Annotated in this window: 14 protein-coding genes; 12 read left to right on the top strand and 2 right to left on the bottom strand. The window is 43.5% G+C overall.

Going from position 1 to position 16381, the window contains the following annotated elements; genetic code table 11:
* Positions 1-62: 62 nt before the first annotated feature.
* Entirely contained in the window at positions 63-854 is a 792-nt protein-coding gene (locus O3620_RS00690; RefSeq protein ID WP_002919282.1) for a DUF2785 domain-containing protein, read from the top strand.
* Here the strand turns inward: O3620_RS00690 and O3620_RS00685 are convergent.
* Positions 848-1708: a metallophosphoesterase gene (locus O3620_RS00685; protein WP_002919281.1), complete on the bottom strand. Its 861-nt coding sequence runs from the start codon at positions 1706-1708 to the stop codon at positions 848-850. The genes O3620_RS00690 and O3620_RS00685 overlap by 7 nt on opposite strands.
* A 310-nt stretch (positions 1709-2018) precedes the next feature.
* Here O3620_RS00685 and prfB point away from each other — a divergent pair.
* From prfB to ftsX, 3 genes are all read left to right on the top strand, one after another.
* Positions 2019-3114, top strand: a protein-coding gene (prfB, locus tag O3620_RS00680) for a peptide chain release factor 2 (protein WP_125409201.1) whose coding sequence is annotated in 2 segments (ribosomal slippage) — positions 2019-2090 and positions 2092-3114 — 1095 coding nt in all. Because the reading frame shifts where the segments join, the coding sequence is not laid out codon by codon here.
* Between the two features lie 44 nt (positions 3115-3158).
* A complete protein-coding gene (gene ftsE, locus O3620_RS00675; RefSeq protein ID WP_002895890.1) occupies positions 3159-3851 on the top strand; it encodes a cell division ATP-binding protein FtsE in 693 nt (230 codons plus the stop codon).
* Positions 3844-4770 (top strand): permease-like cell division protein FtsX, encoded by a 927-nt coding sequence (gene ftsX / locus O3620_RS00670; protein ID WP_125377527.1) that lies wholly within the window; start codon positions 3844-3846, stop codon positions 4768-4770. The genes ftsE and ftsX overlap by 8 nt, the downstream gene beginning before the upstream one ends.
* 68 nt (positions 4771-4838) lie before the next feature.
* On the opposite strand, the gene O3620_RS00665 is transcribed toward ftsX, so the two are convergent.
* The gene (locus O3620_RS00665) at positions 4839-5477 is read right to left on the bottom strand and encodes an MBL fold metallo-hydrolase (RefSeq protein ID WP_002919276.1); all 639 of its coding nucleotides are present in this window, start codon (positions 5475-5477) and stop codon (positions 4839-4841) included.
* A 135-nt stretch (positions 5478-5612) separates the two neighbouring features.
* On the opposite strand from O3620_RS00665, the gene O3620_RS00660 reads away from it, so the two are divergent.
* From O3620_RS00660 to serB, 8 genes are all read left to right on the top strand, one after another.
* Entirely contained in the window at positions 5613-8057 is a 2445-nt protein-coding gene (locus O3620_RS00660) for a bifunctional DnaQ family exonuclease/ATP-dependent helicase (protein ID WP_125337832.1), read from the top strand.
* Between the two features lie 99 nt (positions 8058-8156).
* Entirely contained in the window at positions 8157-9137 is a 981-nt protein-coding gene (locus tag O3620_RS00655) for a YeiH family protein (RefSeq protein WP_125337831.1), read from the top strand.
* A gap of 12 nt (positions 9138-9149) precedes the next feature.
* A complete protein-coding gene (locus tag O3620_RS00650; protein ID WP_371601306.1) occupies positions 9150-10382 on the top strand; it encodes an FtsW/RodA/SpoVE family cell cycle protein in 1233 nt (410 codons plus the stop codon).
* Between the two features lie 72 nt (positions 10383-10454).
* On the top strand, positions 10455-11003 hold the full coding sequence (locus O3620_RS00645; RefSeq protein ID WP_371601305.1) for a DJ-1 family glyoxalase III: 549 nt from the start codon (positions 10455-10457) through the stop codon (positions 11001-11003).
* A gap of 235 nt (positions 11004-11238) precedes the next feature.
* Entirely contained in the window at positions 11239-11805 is a 567-nt protein-coding gene (locus tag O3620_RS00640; protein ID WP_326845556.1) for an HAD-IA family hydrolase, read from the top strand.
* Between the two features lie 12 nt (positions 11806-11817).
* Entirely contained in the window at positions 11818-13767 is a 1950-nt protein-coding gene (gyrB, locus tag O3620_RS00635; RefSeq protein ID WP_002895870.1) for a DNA topoisomerase (ATP-hydrolyzing) subunit B, read from the top strand.
* Positions 13768-13853: 86 nt separating this feature from the next.
* Entirely contained in the window at positions 13854-15578 is a 1725-nt protein-coding gene (ezrA, locus tag O3620_RS00630) for a septation ring formation regulator EzrA (protein WP_002917428.1), read from the top strand.
* 150 nt (positions 15579-15728) lie between these two features.
* On the top strand, positions 15729-16376 hold the full coding sequence (serB, locus tag O3620_RS00625; RefSeq protein ID WP_032908843.1) for a phosphoserine phosphatase SerB: 648 nt from the start codon (positions 15729-15731) through the stop codon (positions 16374-16376).
* The last annotated feature ends 5 nt before the right edge of the window (positions 16377-16381 follow it).

Below are 16381 nucleotides of genomic sequence, written 5' to 3'. Positions count from 1 at the left end.
TTTTTGCGTACAAGGCGATATAATCAAATTCAAAGAAAGCAACTCGAAAGGACGGTGAAAGTATGTATCAAAACTTACGAAAGAAGTTGGAAGAAGCTTCTCCTTTATATTATGAGGAAGAAATCTTATGGTTACTGGATCATATTGGTCATCCAGAAGCGAAAATCCGTGATGAGTTAGTCTTTTCGTCCTTAGCAAGGGGACTTCAGGATGATCTGTTTTCAGCTGAACAGTTTCGTTTCTTAGCTCAAGAAGCAGTCAAAAGACAAGGACTTTTATACAAGAGTGACGAAAATGGTCAAGCCACCTTAACACGTTCTTTCACAGCTTTACTTTATGCCAATCTCTTAAACTGCGATGGTAATCCAAACTCTTCGTATTATCAGGCTTTATCAGTGCAAGAAAGAAAATATTTACTAGATAAGGGGCTAACCTACTTGTCAGTAGAAAGAGACACAAGGGGTTACTCCAGGAAATACGGTTGGGTTCATGCCTTCGCTCATGGAGCAGACTTATTGACAGAAGTGGCTTGTCATCCGGACTTTCCCTCCAGTAGGATGCCAGTGGTTTTAGAGGTCATTCATCAAGTTTTTAAAAGAGTTCCAGTCCGTTTCAGAAATGATGAGGACTGGCGCTTAGCCCAGGTGCTCTATCAAGCTGTCTTAAAGAAAAAACTGTCGCAGCATGAATTTAGATTGTGGCTTCAATCACAGAGTTTTCCATTGGAAAGTAACCAAGACTTCATTGCTTTTTCCAATTTTCGTTCCTGTTTATTAGAAGTCTATGTGCAGTTGGACAACAAAAAACAGCTCTCAGATGAGCTGAGAACTGCTATTCAACATTTCCATTACTGAACTTCAATCACTGTTAAAGCATCTCGCAGTTCAGCTGCCAGGTGTTTTTTCTTATAGTCTCGAAATTCGGCTAAATCTTTAACAGCATTATAACGCTTGTGCAGGCGGTACATCTGGGGAATCTTATACTGAGGAAAATCATTAAAAAAGTTCCGAGTCAGTTCCCATTCACGAATGTAGCCTAGAGGACGCATATGATAGCGAACCCCTTCGATGACACGGCTTTGGTGGCGGTGATGGAGATGACCAAAAACCACCTCTTTTACCCTGTATTTAACAAAAAGCTGATGAAAAGCTTGGCTTCCTAGGAAGGCATTGAAGCGCTGGAAGTAGGGATGGTCGTATAGAAAGTCTTGATGGGGGACAAAATGCAGAGCAACAATAATGGGACCATCTAAAGTCGCCAGCAGTTTTTCTAACTCTTGCAGTATCTGAGCTGTAATGCTAGGGTCGTCGAGTTGACGCTCCAATCTGCGGTCAAACCAGAAATTGGTCTTGGTTCTCAGATGCTCTTCCTTGCTTTTTTCTGGAACAAAGCTGTAGTCATACCAGCCAGAAAAGCTGACGAGCTTGGTCTGGCCGAACTGCTGAACCTGAAAATCATAGTTTGAAATTTCTTGCTCAGAAAGTCCCAGCATATCGTGATTTCCCAGATTAAAAGAAAGGGGAATCTCTTGCTTCAAAGTTTCAAGAAAGGGCAAACTGATTTTGGCCAGATCGTTGGACAAATCTCCTGCAATGTGTAGGTGGTCAATCCCTTCCTCTTTTAAAAGATGGCGAAGAGTTTGCTGCTCAAAATCTCCAAACTGGTTGGAGTCCAGATGGAGGTCGCTCATAAATCCGATTCTTGTCATGGTTTTAGTCTAGCATATTTTTCAAAACTTGAAAATGCTTAAGCACCTATGGAGAGTCTCCCTTTTATCTGAACACCTCATAAATTATTGTAATTTTGTATTTCGTTTATCCATGAATGAAGTCTAGGAAGGCTTGAAATAATTCTTCCAACCCCATGTCATTATATTACTTTTCTAACAATTAGGTGACAAGGAGTCGCTTGTCTTGCCTAGCTAGGGAAAATCCGATAAAATGTAAGCTGCTGAATGTGAGATTAGGCAAACTGTTTAATTTATGTTATAATTAAACGATATGTGAAAAGAGGTATTTATGGACATTTCAGAAATTCGTCAAAAGATTGACGCAAATCGTGAAAAATTAGATTCTTTCAGGGGGTCTCTTTGACTTAGAAGGTCTGGAAGAAGAAATTGCCATTTTAGAAAATAAGATGACAGAACCCGACTTTTGGGATGACAACATTGCAGCCCAGAAGACATCTCAAGAGCTGAATGAACTCAAGCAAACCTATGAAAATTTCCATCAGATGACGGAGCTTTTTGATGAATCGGAAATCTTGCTTGATTTTATGGCTGAAGATGAGTCGGTTCAGGGAGAGTTGGAAGAAAAGCTGGCAGAACTCGAGAAAATGATGACCAGCTATGAAATGACCCTGCTCCTTTCTGAGCCTTACGACAATAACAATGCTATCCTTGAAATTCACCCGGGATCGGGTGGTACAGAGGCCCAGGATTGGGGAGATATGCTGTTGCGTATGTATACACGCTTTGGCAATGCCAAGGGCTTCAAAGTAGAGGTCTTGGACTATCAAGCTGGTGATGAAGCGGGAATTAAGTCAGTGACTCTTTCATTTGAAGGGCCGCACGCTTATGGTCTGCTTAAGTCAGAAATGGGAGTCCACCGTTTGGTTCGGATTTCGCCATTTGACTCAGCTAAACGTCGCCATACTTCCTTTACCTCAGTAGAGGTCATGCCAGAGTTGGATGACACCATTGAGGTGGAAATTCGCGATGACGATATTAAGATGGACACTTTCCGCTCGGGAGGAGCCGGCGGGCAGAACGTCAATAAAGTTTCTACTGGTGTGCGGCTGACGCATATTCCTACAGGAATTGTGGTGCAGTCTACCGTTGACCGGACCCAGTATGGAAACCGTGATCGGGCGATGAAGATGCTACAAGCTAAGCTTTATCAGCTAGAGCAAGAGAAACAAGCAGCCGAAGTCGATTCACTCAAGGGAGATAAGAAGGAGATTTCCTGGGGCAGCCAAATCCGCTCCTATGTCTTTACGCCTTATACCATGGTCAAAGACCATCGGACCAGTTACGAAGTAGCACAGGTGGACAAGGTGATGGATGGTGATTTGGATGGTTTCATCGACGCTTATTTGAAATGGCGTTTGAACTAGGAAATGTAAGAGATTAGAATTAGATTGAAAGGAAATTTCAATAGATGTCAATAATTGAAATGAAAGATGTTGTCAAGAAGTATGGCAACGGGACCACTGCCCTGCGTAGTGTGTCTATTAATGTAGAACCTGGGGAGTTTGCCTATATTGTTGGCCCTTCAGGAGCAGGAAAGTCAACCTTTATTCGTTTGCTTTACAGGGAGATAAAGCTGGATAAGGGAAGTCTGAAAGTAGCTGATTTTGACTTAGCCAAGATTAAGAAGCGCGATGTTCCAATGCTGCGCCGTCAGGTCGGGGTCGTCTTCCAAGACTACAAACTTCTTCCTAAAAAGACAGTGTATGAGAATATTGCCTACGCCATGGAAGTTATCGGTGAACGCCGCCGCAATATTAAAAAGCGAGTTATGGAAGTGCTGGACCTAGTTGGTCTTAAGCACAAGGTTCGCTCATTCCCTAATGAGCTTTCCGGTGGTGAGCAGCAGCGGATTGCCATTGCGCGTGCGATTGCCAACAACCCTAAAGTCCTGATTGCGGATGAGCCGACAGGAAACTTGGACCCAGATAATTCTTGGGAGATTATGAACCTGCTGGAGCGGATTAACCTTCAGGGAACAACTGTCCTGATGGCAACCCACAACAGCCAGATTGTAAATACTCTGCGTCACCGCGTTATTGCTATTGAAAATGGCCGTGTGGTACGTGATGAAGCGGAAGGAGAATACGGATACGATGATTAGAAGATTTTTTCGTCATTTGATTGAGTCGCTTAAGAGTCTTACGCGGAATGGTTGGATGACTGTAGCGGCTGTCAGCTCGGTTATGATTACCTTGAGTTTAGTGGCTGTCTTTGCTTCAGTAATTTTAAATACAGCCAAGCTGGCAAATGATATTTCCAATAATGTCCGCGTCATGGTCTATATGCGTAAGGATGTTGCCGACAATAGCGAAACGATTGTAAAAGAAGGCCAAACAGTTCAGAATGAGGACTACCACAAGGTCTATGATGCTCTAACTTCTATGAAAAATGTAGAGAAGGTTACTTTTTCTAGCAAGCAAGAGCAGTATAATAAGCTAACAGAGACCATGGGTAGTGAGTGGGATGTTTTTGATGAAGAAAATAATCCTCTTTACGATGCTTATATTGTTGAGACCAAGGCACCTAAATATGTAGAATCTGTTACAAAAGATGCTCGTAAGATTGATGGTGTTTCAGAGGTTCAAAATGGTGGTACCAATACCAAAAATCTCTTTGCGTTTTCTAATTTCATCCAAACATGGGGATTGATTGGGACAGCGCTTCTGATTTTCATTGCTATCCTTCTCATTTCCAATACTATCCGGATTACCATTATTTCCCGAAGTCGCGAGATTCAAATCATGCGCTTGGTTGGTGCTAAGAATAGCTATATCCGCGGACCATTCCTGTTTGAAGGAGCATGGATTGGCTTGCTAGGAGCAACAGTTCCGTCACTTGTAGTGTATTTGACATATGGTATAGCCTACCAGACTATGAATAAGAGCTTAGTAGGTCAAGGACTTTCTATGATTGATCCAAAACTCTTTAGTCCGATTATGATAGCAGCACTCTTTGTGTTGGGAATTCTTATCGGATCATTGGGATCTATCATCTCTATGAGACGCTTCTTGAAGATTTAACAAATCATAAAAAACAGAGTTTGAAGAATTTCAAACTCTGTTTTTGTTATAGGTAATTGCTTAAATGGCTACTGAGCTAAAAATGGGTTAAAGATTTTTTCATGTGAAATAGTGGTATCATGACCATGACCAGGATAAACAGCATAGTCTTTAGGTAATACCAGAAGTTTCTCGCGAATGGATGTCAGCAATTGCTCCATGTTTCCTGTCGGCAGATCCGTTCGTCCGATGCTTTCTCGAAAGAGGGCATCGCCCGTCAAAACAAGGCAGTCATTAGGAAAGACTAGAGAGACACCTCCGATGGAGTGGCCAGGTGTTGCAAGCACATAGAAGTGAAAGCCTCCAATATCATAGTCTGTTTCGTAGGAGAAAAACTCTTCTGCTGGTCGACAGATAATATCATCCAGATCAGCATGGCGCGCCAGACCAGATAGGTTATCTGTCGGTGTGTAGAGCCAGCTGCTTTCACTCTCAGCCACATAGACAGGTGGGGCAGCATAGTGCTCCCGGACCTTTTCTAAACTCATAATGTGGTCATAATGGGTATGGGTCAAGAGTATAGCAATCACAGGCTTGGCTAGTTCCTCCAGCTTGCGCTCAATCTTTTTCCAGTCACTGCCAGGATCGACGACTAGGAGACCCTGATCGTTCTCTAAGATATAGGTGTTTTCAAAAGCTACAAGGTTGGTAATTTTATGAATCTTCATTTGATTTCCTCGGAAAATGTATTCTGCTATTGAGTGTAACAGAAAAGAGAATTTTTTGCACAGAATTGCTTCATAGACTATGGCTGAAAATTTTCAGATGTCTCAGAATGGCTTTTATGATATAATCATAGCAGTATGACACAAAATGATTATAAGTATGCCGTTGTGGACTTGGAGGCTACAGGAACGGGCAGTAGTGCAAAGATTATCCAGATTGGCATTGTTCTGATTGAGAATGGAATCATTACCAAGACTTATGAAACAGATGTCAATCCTCATGAGGAACTGGATGAGCATATCAAAGAGCTGACAGGTTTGGATGATGAGCGGCTTGGCCGAGCACCGGAGTTTTCTCAGGTAGCAGCTGAGGTATATGAGTTGATTCAGGATGCGATTTTTGTCGCTCATAATGTCAAGTTTGACGCTAATCTACTAGCAGAGGCCCTTTTCTGGGAAGGGTTTGACTTGCTGACACCACGTGTGGACACGGTAGAGTTGGCTCAGGTCTTCTACCCGACCTTTGATAAATATTCCTTGGGCAATCTCTGTAATTTACTGGATATTTCTTTGGAAAACGCCCATACTGCTCTGGCAGATGCTCAAGCAACGGCTCAGCTATTTTTAAAAATACAAGACAAAATCAAGAGCCTGCCCAAGGCCTTGGTTGAGAAAATGCTAACTTTGGCGGATAGCATTATCTATGAGTCGCGTCTGGCTATCGAGGAAGTTTATCAGACAATGCCGGATCAGCAAGATAAGGAACTGCAATCCTGCCATGGTATTTTCCTGCGACGTCCCCAAAAGCTGACTTCGGAAAAGAAACTGTCGCAGGATTTCCTGACCAATCTATACCTGCTGGGCTTAGAAGAGCGGCCAGAACAGCTCAAGTTTGCTCGCTTTATGGAGGAAGCTCTAGACCAGCAGGAGCCTAGTTTTTTAGAAGCCCAGACAGGCTTAGGTAAGACCTTTGGCTACTTGCTGCCCATTCTATCTAGAGGCCGGGAAAAAGTACTAGTGACGGTTCCGACTAAGATCCTGCAGGACCAGCTGCTGCAAAAGGAAGGGCGATTGTTGGAGGAAGTATTTGGTATTTCCTTTCACAGTCTCAAGAGTCCGGAGAATTATCTCAAACTGGACCATTTCTATCAGACATTGGATAGGGAATATGACAACCGTCTGGTGAATCGCTGCAAGCTACAACTCTTGGTTTGGCTGGCAGAAACTAAAACAGGTGATTTGAACGAAATTGGGCAAGCTCATCGCTTCTCAAGCTACTTCAATGAAATCCGTCATGATGGCAAGCTAAGCAAACATTCTCTTTTTTATGAGGAAGATTTTTGGCGGTTGGGACAGGTCAAGTCAGCTACCAGTCGAGTCGTGATTACCAATCATGCTTATCTACTGACGCGTTTAGAGGATGACCAGTCTTTGCTGGACAATCGTATTCTGGTAGTTGATGAAGCTCAGAAGATGTTTTTTGCCTTGGAAAGTTTCTCTCAAGCCAGTATAAATCTGACTAAAACGCTGCAGCAGATAAATCATCTCCTTCAAGAAGAAGGGGAACTTCTGCAGCAACGGCTTTTGCAAAGCATTCAGTTTGAGCTGGCTGATGCCGCAGAGAAGCATCGCAAGAAAACGTCTGAGCTAAGTCGGGAAAAGATTGTCCGGCTGTTTCAGGATGTGTCTGAGTTAAAGACTAGTGCACTGCCTGAGCTGCAGCACTTATTCAGTGGCAAATACCAGTATTATTGGTTGGTTGATGAAGATTTGGCAGACCATCGCTTGATGACTCTGCATGCTGGCCGTTCAGAATTGCTGCATTTTACAGACTTTTTGCCTGAAAGGGCCAAGGTTATCTTGGTTTCGTCAACTCTGGAAATCAGCTCTAATGTCAATCTGGCGCAGTTGCTAGGCTTTGAAAGTTATCACTTTTACAAGCTGAAGAGCAAGAAGAAGCCACTGCAAAAGCTCTTTTTAGATGAAAGTTTTCCAGCAGTAGTGGATTTGTCAACTGAGGATTTTGCGCAAGAGATTGTTGCTTGCCTGCAGAAAGTGGCAGAACTTGGTCTGCCTATCGTCGTCCTCTTCACCTCTAAAGACTTGCTTTTGGCTGTTTCGGACTTGCTGGCTCTGCCGCATTTAGCCCAATATAAAAATGGAGATGCCGGTAATATCAAGCGGCGTTTCGATAGAGGAGAAGCAAGTATTCTGTTAGGCTCTGGCAGCTTCTGGGAGGGGGCGGATTTTGCTGAGCAAGACCAGATTATTCAGCTGATTACTCGGATTCCATTTGACAATCCCAAGGATTTCTTTGTGCAGAAGATTAACAGCCGCCTGAAAGCAGAAGGTAAGAATGCCTTTTATGATTATCAACTGCCTCTTGCCATCTTACGGCTTAAGCAGGCTATTGGCCGGACTCGGCGCAATGAGCATCAGAAATCAGCTGTTATTCTTTTGGACAATCGCATTTCTAGTAAACGCTATGGAAAGCAGATTCAGCATCATCTATCACAATTGGCTTCTTTAGATATCCTACCAGAGGCAGCCATTATGCAGGAATTACAAGAATTTTTTGACTGAAACTATCTGAAATCAGCTGAGTTTTATTGGCTGATTTTTTAGTTCCATTCAGATTTTTGGGAAAGAATTTGTTATAATGAGAGGCATAAGAAAGAAGGAGTGCTCGTGAAAAAATATTTACCAGGAATTCTGTTATCCTTTGGCATAGCAGCTGTTTCTATCTTTTTAGGCGGTTTGCTTCCCTTGATAGGCTCTAGTGTTTTGGCTATTATCTTTGGGATTGTTTTGAACAACAGCATGAAGCTGCCGGCTGCTTTTCAGGAAGGACTCAGCTATTCAGGGAAGAAATTGCTGCAGTATTCCATCATCTTTTTGGGATTTTCCATGTCCATTGGTCAGGTTTCTGAGACAGGGATTTCTTCTCTTCGTATCAGTCTTATTACGATTCTGATAGCCTTTCTGGCGGCCTATCTGGCTGGCCGTTTCTTTAAGATGAATCGTGTCTTGACTATTTTAATTGGTTTTGGAACAGCCATCTGCGGTGGCTCTGCCATAGCGGCTGCTTCACCAATCTTGGAAGCTGATGAAGAGGAAATCGCTCTGTCTATCTCCACTATTTTCTTTTTCAATATTTTAGCAGTATTCATTTTCCCTTTTTTAGGGCATTTGCTGCAGATGTCGGATGCATTTTTCGGGACTTGGGCTGGAACAGCCATCAATGATACTTCGTCAGTAGTGGCGGCAGGTTATACATTTAGCCCGTCAGCTGGAGACTTGGCGACCATTGTCAAGCTTAGTCGGGCCCTGATGATTGTACCGGCTTGCTTAATCTTCGCAGCTTATCGCTATATCAAGTCTAAGAAGTCGTCGCAAAAGACAAACTTGAAACAGATTTTTCCTTGGTTTATAGCTTGGTTTGTCCTAGCTTCACTTATCAGCAGTCTTGGGTTTCTGCCGGCTGCTGTCATCCCCTATACAAAATTTATTTCTCAGTGGCTGATGGCTATGGCCTTGGCAGCTATTGGTGCCAAGGTTTCCTTTAAGCAGTTTAAGCAAGCAGGAGCAGCGCCTTTACTGACTGGTGCCTTCGCTTGGTTTTGCGTCGCTGTTTCTAGCTTGATTATCCAGTATTTTTTCTAAAAAGGAGGGACTATGCCCTATCAAAGACGGACGTTTGAGTCTCGGATTGATTATAGTTTAATTTTGCCCGTTTTGATGCTGCTCTCAATCGGAGTTGTAGCTATTTACATTGCTGTTAGTCATGATTATCCTGACAATGCCTGGCCCATGGTTGGTCAGCAGATTGCCTGGATTGTGGTGGGCTTCCTGCTCAGCTTTATCCTCATGTTCTTTAACACCAAGTTTCTCTGGAAAATTACGCCCTATCTCTATGTTTTTGGTCTTGGCCTCATGGTCTTGCCTCTCATTTTTTACAGCCAATCGCTGGTAGCCTCCACTGGTGCCAAAAACTGGATTGCTATTCGTGGTGTGACCCTCTTTCAGCCCTCGGAGTTCATGAAGATTTCATATATTCTCATGCTGTCGCGGCTGGTGGTTCATTTTCTCCAGCAGCACAAGCAGGATGAGCGAACCTTGGCTTTAGACTTTTTTCTGATTCTGAAGCTTGGGCTCTACACAGTGCCTGTTCTGGTTCTGTTAACCCTTCAGAGTGATTTGGGGACGGCTCTGGTTTTTGTTGCTATATACGGCGGCATCGTTCTACTGTCAGGTGTTTCTTGGAAGATTATCCTGCCGGTCTTTCTGACGGGAGTCCTGCTGTTGGGAGGATTTCTCTTTATCTTTATTTCTGATGGCGGTCGTGCCTTTCTGCATAATCTAGGCATGCCAACCTACCAAATCAATCGGATTTTGGCTTGGCTTCATCCCTTTGACTACGCTCAGACGACCACCTTCCAGCAAGCACAGGGACAAATCGCTGTCGGAAGTGGTGGTCTGACTGGCCAAGGCTTTAATGTTTCCAATCTCTTGGTTCCTGTTCGGGAAAGCGATATGATTTTCACCGTCATTGCAGAAGATTTTGGTTTCTTAGGTTCAACCTTGGTTATCATGCTCTATTTACTGCTGATTTATCGCATGCTCAAGATTACGATTAAATCCAACAACCAGTTTTATACCTATATCTCAACTGGCTTTATCATGATGCTGCTCTTCCATATCTTTGAAAATATTGGAGCGGTGACAGGGATTCTACCTTTAACAGGGATTCCGCTGCCCTTTATCTCACAGGGCGGCTCTTCCATTATCAGTAATCTTATCGGTGTTGGTCTCCTGCTGTCCGTCTCCTATCAGAACAGCTTGACGGATGAAAAGAAGGAGCGAATTCCAGCTGTCCGTAAAAAAGTCGTACTGAAGAAATTAAGATAAAAATAAAGCAAGTTTTTGACTCACAAATCAGATGGGATTTTGTGACTAGCTCATCTCAGAAAGGATATTTTCATGAAAAAAGCAGCTTTACTCTTAGCTCCCGGCTTTGAAGAAATCGAGGCCCTGACGGTTGTGGATGTCTTGCGCCGTGCAGGTCTTGTCTGTGATATGATTGGTTTTGATGAATCAGTGACTGGCTCTCACGCCATTACTGTTCAGGTGGATCAGGTCTGGAAGGGCAGACTGGATGACTATGATATGGTCATCTTGCCAGGGGGGATGCCAGGATCGGATAATCTCCGTGATGATGACCGCCTGATGCAGCTTTTGCAGTATTTTCAGCAGGCGGACAAATTCATCGCGGCCATTTGTGCCGCTCCCATTGCTCTTGACCGTGCAGGTATCTTGACTGGTAAGTATTTCACCTGCTATGATGGTGCGCAAGACAATATTAAAAATGGAACTTACCGTAAAGAAACAGTTCTTGTTGATGGGAAGCTGATTACTAGCCGTGGTCCATCAACTGCCTTGGCTTTTGCCTATGAGCTGGTTCGTCAGCTGGGCGGAGACGCTGACCAGTTGGCTGATGCTATGCTTTATACAGATGTATTTGGAAATTAAAAATAGGCTGGGATTCATAATGTTTCCCAGCTTTTTTGAACCCTTATGACTCTTTGCCGTCCTCTATATGGAACGAGTTTAGAGCTGTTGAAAAGGACGAAACCAGCAGCCATTTTTAAATTTTGGATTCTTTGAGATATTTTGTTTAGAAAAAGGCTTGAAAAAAGTCGGAAAAGTGCTAGATTCGGGCAAATATTAGCCCCTTTTTCATGAAAATTATGGTATAATGAAAGGTATGAATTATCAAGATTACATCTGGGATTTAGGTGGAACACTCTTGGATAATTATGAAACTTCGACAGCAGCTTTTGTTCAAACCTTGAAAGAGTTTGGTCTGCAAGCTGGTCACGACGAAGTTTATAAGGCCCTCAAGGTGTCTACGGACTATGCAGTCCAGCAGTTTGCTCCCCAAGAAAAAGACTTTTTAAAGTTTTATAAGGCCAATGAAGCAGAAGAGTTGACTCACCCTGTCTTATTTGACGGAGCGGCAGACTTGCTTAGGCGGATTGTGGCCAAGGGTGGGCGGAACTTTCTGGTCTCTCACCGGGACAACCAAGTACTGGAAATCTTGGAGAAAACTGCCATTTCATCAGCTTTTACAGAAGTGGTGACAGCTGCAAATGGTTTTCCAAGGAAACCCTCTCCAGACTCCATGCTCTATCTAAAAGACAAGTATCAGATTGCCTCTGGCTTGGTCATTGGTGACCGTCCGCTGGATATTGAAGCAGGGCAGGCAGCTGGCTTTGACACCTATCTCTTTGATAATATGCAGCATCTTGAAGAATTTATAGATATTGATTAGAAAAGGAACACTATGACAGAAGAAAAGCAACAAGATATACAGGCCCAAGAATATGATGCCAGTCAGATTCAGGTCTTAGAAGGCTTAGAAGCCGTTCGTATGCGTCCGGGGATGTATATCGGTTCGACCTCCAAGGAAGGTCTTCACCATTTAGTATGGGAAATTGTTGACAACTCAATTGATGAGGCGTTGGCTGGTTTTGCCAGTCACATTCAGGTCTTTATCGAAAAAGACAATTCCATCACAGTAGTAGATAACGGTCGGGGAATTCCTGTTGATATTCAAGAGAAAACAGGCCGTCCGGCCGTGGAAACCGTCTTTACTGTGCTCCATGCCGGAGGAAAATTCGGCGGTGGGGGATACAAGGTATCAGGAGGTCTGCACGGTGTGGGTTCTTCCGTTGTAAATGCCCTGTCCACTCAGCTGGATGTCCGCGTTTATAAGAACGGTCAGATTCATTACCAAGAATACCGTCGCGGTCATGTAGTCGCTGATTTAGAAATCATCGGTGAGACAGACCGTACTGGTACGACAGTTCACTTTACACCAGATCCAGAGATTTTCACTGAAACAGTAGAATTTGACTTTGAAAAGCTCAATAAGCGGGTACAAGAACTGGCCTTCCTCAATCGTGGTCTCAGAATTTCCATCACCGATAAGCGAGATGGAATGGAGCAGGTCAAGGATTACCACTATGAAGGTGGGATTGCCAGCTATGTCCAATACATCAATGAAAACAAGGATGTAATCTTTGAAACGCCGATTTATACCGACGGCGAAATGGACGACATTACGGTTGAAGTAGCTATGCAGTATACGACTGGCTACCATGAAACAGTCATGAGCTTTGCTAATAACATCCACACCCACGAGGGTGGAACGCATGAGCAAGGCTTCCGGACTGCCCTGACTCGGGTTATCAATGACTATGCCAAGAAAAACAAGCTTCTCAAAGAAAACGAGGACAATCTGACTGGAGAAGATGTTCGTGAAGGCTTGACAGCGGTCATCTCTGTCAAGCATCCTAACCCTCAGTTTGAAGGTCAAACCAAGACCAAGCTGGGCAATAGCGAAGTGGTCAAGATTACCAATCGTCTCTTCAGTGAAGCTTTCTCAGATTTCCTTTTGGAAAATCCTGCGGTAGCTCGAAAAATCGTTGAAAAAGGAATTTTGGCTTCTAAGGCCAGAATTGCTGCCAAGCGAGCTCGGGAAGTAACCCGCAAAAAATCTGGCTTGGAAATCTCCAATCTGCCAGGTAAATTGGCTGACTGCTCGTCCAACGACCCACAGGAAACAGAACTCTTCATCGTGGAGGGGGATTCAGCGGGTGGTTCAGCTAAGTCCGGCCGTAACCGTGAATTTCAGGCTATTTTGCCAATTCGCGGTAAGATTCTCAACGTTGAAAAAGCCAGCATGGATAAGATTTTGGCCAATGAAGAAATCCGCAGTCTCTTTACTGCTATGGGAACTGGCTTTGGAGCTGACTTTGATGTCAGCAAGGCTCGTTACCAAAAATTAGTCATCATGACCGATGCCGATGTAGATGGAGCCCATATTCGGACCTTGCTCTTGACTTTGATTTACCGCTATATGAAGCCGGTTCTGGAAGCTGGATTTGTCTATATCGCTCAGCCGCCAATCTATGGTGTCAAGGTCGGAAGTGAAGTCAAAGAATACATCCAGCCAGGTGCCAACCAAGAAGAAGAGCTTCAAGCTGCTTTGGCTCGCTACAGTGAAGGTCGATCCAAGCCAACCATTCAGCGCTATAAAGGGCTCGGAGAGATGGATGACCATCAGCTGTGGGAGACAACTATGAATCCTGAACATCGCTTGATGGCACGGGTTTCAGTGGATGATGCAGCGGAAGCTGACAAGATTTTTGACATGCTGATGGGGGATCGCGTTGAACCTCGTCGTGAATTTATCGAAGAAAATGCTGTATACAGTACGCTCGACGTCTAAAAAAATCAGAAAAATCAACCATTATGGGCAAAAATATGATATAATCATTATGTTTGCTTTATAGTAACAATGTGAAGGAGTTCTATATGTCTATTGGACTAGTTATTCTCGTTGCTGTGGTAGCTCTGCTTTTGGTTGTCGGCTATGGTACTGCAGTTCTGATGAGAAAGAGAAATGAAGCTTTACTTCAAAATTTAGAGGAGAGAAAAGAAGCACTCTATAATCTCCCGGTAAATGATGAAGTTGAAGAAGTAAAAAATATGCATTTGATTGGGCAGAGTCAGGTAGCCTTCCGTGAATGGAATCAAAAATGGGTAGACCTGTCCTTAAATTCATTTGCTGATATCGAAAATAATCTATTTGAAGCAGAAGGTTACAATAATTCTTTCCGTTTCATAAAAGCCAAGCATGCCATCGGCAATATTGAGAGTCAGATTGATTTGATTGAAGAAGATATCAAGATGATTCGTGCTGCCTTGGAAGATCTTAAAGAGCAAGAGTCTAAAAACAGCGGTCGTGTGCTCCATGCCTTGGATTTGTTTGAAAAACTGCAAACCCAGGTCGCAGAGAATGCAGATTCGTATGGGCAAGCCCTTGCTGAGATTGAGAAGCAACTGGAAAATATCCAGTCAGAGTTTTCTCAGTTTGTGACCCTTAATTCTTCAGGTGACCCGGTTGAGGCGGCTGAAATCTTGGATAAAGCTGAGGATCATATCCTTGCTCTGACACATATCGTTGAGAAAGTTCCTGCCATTGTCGAAGAGTTGACTGTTAAACTGCCAGATCAGTTGGAAGACTTAGAATCTGGTCATCGTAAGCTCTTGGAATCTGGTTATCACTTTATCGAAACAGATATAGAGTCTCGTTTCCAGCAGCTTCATGCAAGTCTCAAACGCAACGAAGCCAATATTTCAGCCCTAGAGCTGGATAATGCTGAGTATGAAAATGAGCAGGCGCAAGAAGAGATTAACGCTCTTTATGAAATTTTTACGCGGGAAATTGAAGCCCACAAAGTAGTGGAGAAGCTGATTAAAAATTTACCAAGCTATTTGGCTCATACAAAGGAAAACAACCAGCAACTCCAAAAAGAGATAGAACGTTTATCTCAAACCTTCCTTATCTCTGATACGGAAACTTCTCATGTCAAGGAGTTGCAGGCTGAACTTTCTGCCCAGGAAGATGTGGTTCTTAGCGCGGTAGAAGATTCTTCTGAAACCAAGCAAGCTTATTCAGTGGTTCAGGAAGAGTTGGAAGATATCCAAGAGCGTTTGAAAGAAATCGAAGATGAGCAGATTTCTCTTGGTGAAGCACTTGCAGAGATTGAAAAAGATGATGCTAATGCTCGCCAAAAAGTCAATATCTATGCCAACAAATTGCATACCATTAAGAGATATATGGAAAAACGCAATTTGCCAGGTATTCCAGACTCTTTCTTAGAAATTTTCTTCTCAACCAGCAACAATATTGAAGAGTTGGTGAAGGAATTGGAAGCTACACGAGTCAATATCGAATCAGTTAACCGTTGGCTGGAAATTCTAGGAAATGATATGGAGCAATTGGAAGAAGAAACTTATCGTATCGTCCAAGATGCTACCTTGACTGAGCAGCTGCTGCAGTATTCAAACCGCTATCGTTCCTTTGATGATAACGTACAGGCAGCCTTCAACAAGTCCTTGTATGTCTTTGAACATGACTACGACTATGCTCAATCCTTGGAAATCATTTCAAAAGCTTTGGATCTTGTCGAGCCAGGTGTGACAGAGCGTTTTGTGACATCCTACGAAAAAACACGCGAGAATATTCGTTTTTAAAAGAAGTTCCTTCGGGAACTTTTTTCTTTTACAAAGAGAACGCTAGAGAACAGTCAGTAACAAGGATTCTGAGACTTCAATTTTTCCCAGCTTGTTTTGAAATAGAATTTCCTGTATAATACAAAAAAATAGAAAGAATGAGGTCGGATGATGAAAACAGTCAAAGGATTGTTAGTCATGGATGTAGACAGCACCTTAATCATGGAAGAAGGGATTGACCTGCTAGGAGAGGAAGCGGGTGTAGGAGCTCAGGTTGCGGCTATTACCGAGCGTGCCATGCGAGGAGAGTTGGACTTTGAAGCTGCCTTACGTGAGCGAGTCGCCCTTTTAAAAGGTCTGCCAGAGGATATTTTTGCTCGAATTGCTGAAAGGATCCACTTCACGCCAGGAGCCGAGGACTTGGTCAAGGAGCTGCATAAACGTGGTTATAAAGTAGGCTTAGTGTCAGGTGGTTTTCATGAGACGGTGGACAGACTGGCTGAGCAGCTTGGAATTAACTACGTCAAGGCAAATCGTTTGGAGATCCAGCAGGGGTTTTTGACAGGCCAAGTCTTAGGAGAGATTGTCACTAAGGATACCAAGCTTGCCATGCTAAAAGCATGGGCGGCTGAAAATAAATTGGAATTAAATCGAACAATTGCTATGGGGGACGGCGCCAATGATCTGCCTATGATTCAGACAGCTGGGATGGGAATTGCCTTTATGGCCAAGCCGATCGTGCGAGAGCAGGCTCCTTACCAGATTCAAGAATGCAATCTCTATCGGGTCATTGATCTTTTAGACAATAGAAAAGCATAGGAGAG

Origin of the sequence: Streptococcus sp. 27098_8_134 (genome assembly GCF_041431675.1) — a bacterium.
Lineage (GTDB): Bacteria > Bacillota > Bacilli > Lactobacillales > Streptococcaceae > Streptococcus > Streptococcus sanguinis_R.
The sequence above is the reverse complement of the archived record's forward strand: the minus strand, read 5'-3'. Positions and strand labels throughout refer to the sequence as shown.